3 protein-coding genes and 1 pseudogene are annotated in these 1,892 nt (G+C 27.7%); 2 read left to right on the forward strand and 2 right to left on the reverse strand.

Features of this window, described 5'->3' with window-relative positions; all coding sequences use genetic code 11:
- Positions 1-82: 82 nt before the first annotated feature.
- The gene (gene revA, locus HNQ06_RS05520; RefSeq protein WP_184107998.1) at positions 83-460 is read right to left on the reverse strand and encodes a fibronectin-binding protein RevA; all 378 of its coding nucleotides are present in this window, start codon (positions 458-460) and stop codon (positions 83-85) included.
- A 171-nt stretch (positions 461-631) separates the two neighbouring features.
- On the opposite strand from revA, the gene HNQ06_RS05525 reads away from it, so the two are divergent.
- Positions 632-1,051, forward strand: coding sequence for an Mlp family lipoprotein (locus HNQ06_RS05525; RefSeq protein ID WP_184108000.1), 420 nt, complete (start codon positions 632-634; stop codon positions 1,049-1,051).
- A gap of 17 nt (positions 1,052-1,068) precedes the next feature.
- On the forward strand, positions 1,069-1,686 hold the full coding sequence (locus HNQ06_RS05530; protein WP_184108002.1) for an Mlp family lipoprotein: 618 nt from the start codon (positions 1,069-1,071) through the stop codon (positions 1,684-1,686).
- Between the two features lie 90 nt (positions 1,687-1,776).
- Here HNQ06_RS05530 and HNQ06_RS05775 read toward each other — a convergent pair.
- Positions 1,777-1,892 (reverse strand): annotated as a pseudogene (locus tag HNQ06_RS05775) (ERF family protein); the annotation flags it as partial.

The following is a 1,892-nucleotide window of genomic DNA, read 5'->3' on the forward strand; positions in this document are numbered from 1 at the left end:
CTTTTACAATAGAAAAAAATCTAGATATTAGATTAAAGCAAATTTAATATCTAGATTTTAACATTTTTAATATAAATATTTACTAATCAATTAGCGCCTCAACCAATTTTGCTTCTTTCAATATCTTAATTATCTCACTGTCCTTATTTGTAAGACTTTCAATTGTTTGTCTAGCTGCTTTCAAAGCTTCTAGTTTGGCTGCTAATTTATCTTGAAACAAACTCTGTAAGTTTAATAATTTTTCTTTAAGCTCTCCATCATTTACATCCTTTAAACTTTCTTTTAATTTATTTATTTTATCTTTATAATCTTTAAATTCCTTGCCGGCAGAATCATTTTTAAGAGTTGAAACGCCTGAAATCAATAAATTTATTTGTTTCTTTTCTTTTAAATATGCTTTACAAGCCATTACAAGTAACATTAATATAAAAAATAATTTAACTAAATTTTTATTTTTCATTAATCACTCCTATATTTATTAATAATGAAATAAAAGCTAGCACAACATTCAAAAGAGATAAATCTCTCAATCAAAATCTTTAAAAATTTTTCAAAATAGGATCTATAATTACAAGAATAAATTTTATTTTTACTCAACATATTGTACCAGAAATAAGAAAAAGGAATAAAAATGAAAATTATCAACATATTATTTTGTTTATTTTTACTTATACTAAATAGCTGCACTGCTAATGATACACGCATTCAACAACCACAAAATAGGGGAAAACGTGATTTAAGTCAACAAGAGCTACCACAAGAAGGCCCTAAATCTAAAGAAGAACTTCTTAGAGAAAAGCTAACTGATGATCAAAAAACACACCTTGACTGGTTAAAAACTGCTTTAACTAGTGCTGGAGAATTTGATAAATTTTTAGAAAATGATGATGATAAAATAAAATCGGCGCTTGATCACATAAAAACTCAACTTGATAAATGTACTGGAGAAAATGCAGATAGTTCTAAAAATACTTTCAAAGAAGTGGTTAAAGGAGCGCTTGGTAGTGGTATAGATAATTTTGCAAGTCAAGCAAGTAGTGCATGTAATTAACAATGCGGGAGATAGAAATGAAAATTGTCAACATATTATTTTGTTTGTTTTTGTTCGTATTAAACAGCTGCAATGCCAATGATAATGATACTTTTAATAACAATAGTGTCCAGCAAGCAGAAAGCAGGAAAAAACGTGCTTTAGACCAAAAAGAACCACAACAAGAGAAAATTACTTTAACCGCCGAAGAAAAAAAAATGTTTGATTCATTAGTCAATGTATTTAAATACACAGTTGAAAAATTATCAGGAGATACAAATGGGTGCAATAATGAAAACAAAAATAAATGTGCTGGCTTCTTTGATTGGCTTTCTTCTATAGATACTCAAAAACAAAAAGAATTGGCTAAGGCTTTCACTAAGACTTATGACTTCTTAGAATCTAAAAGAAAATCAAAAGCAAATAATAAAGATTTTGATACTTATATTAAAGGAGCCATTGACTGCAAAAATAATGATAATAATAAATATGGAAACGGAAGTGATAACGAAATACGGCAATATTTCAAAGGTGTAGTCGATAGTACATTTTCTCATAAAAATAGCAACGATGAGATTTATAAGTGCCTTAAAGATGAACTTTTAAACGATACTACTAAGCATTATGAGGGTCTTACAGCTAATTGGGAAAACTAAAAATATTCCTCAATCACATAAGAATAAAAACCTCAATTATTATACCTATAGCAGCCCCCTATTTGGGGGCTTTGCCATGCAAGAATATTGCTATGCTGCAAATATATAATCAAATTGTCTTTCTTTTTTTAACATGCAAAAGAATTTTAATACTTTTGTTTTATAAACGTCCTGATTATCAGACATAAATACTTTAAGCTTATTTA

Origin of the sequence: Borreliella lanei (genome assembly GCF_014205895.1) — a bacterium.
In the GTDB taxonomy this organism is placed as follows: domain Bacteria; phylum Spirochaetota; class Spirochaetia; order Borreliales; family Borreliaceae; genus Borreliella; species Borreliella lanei.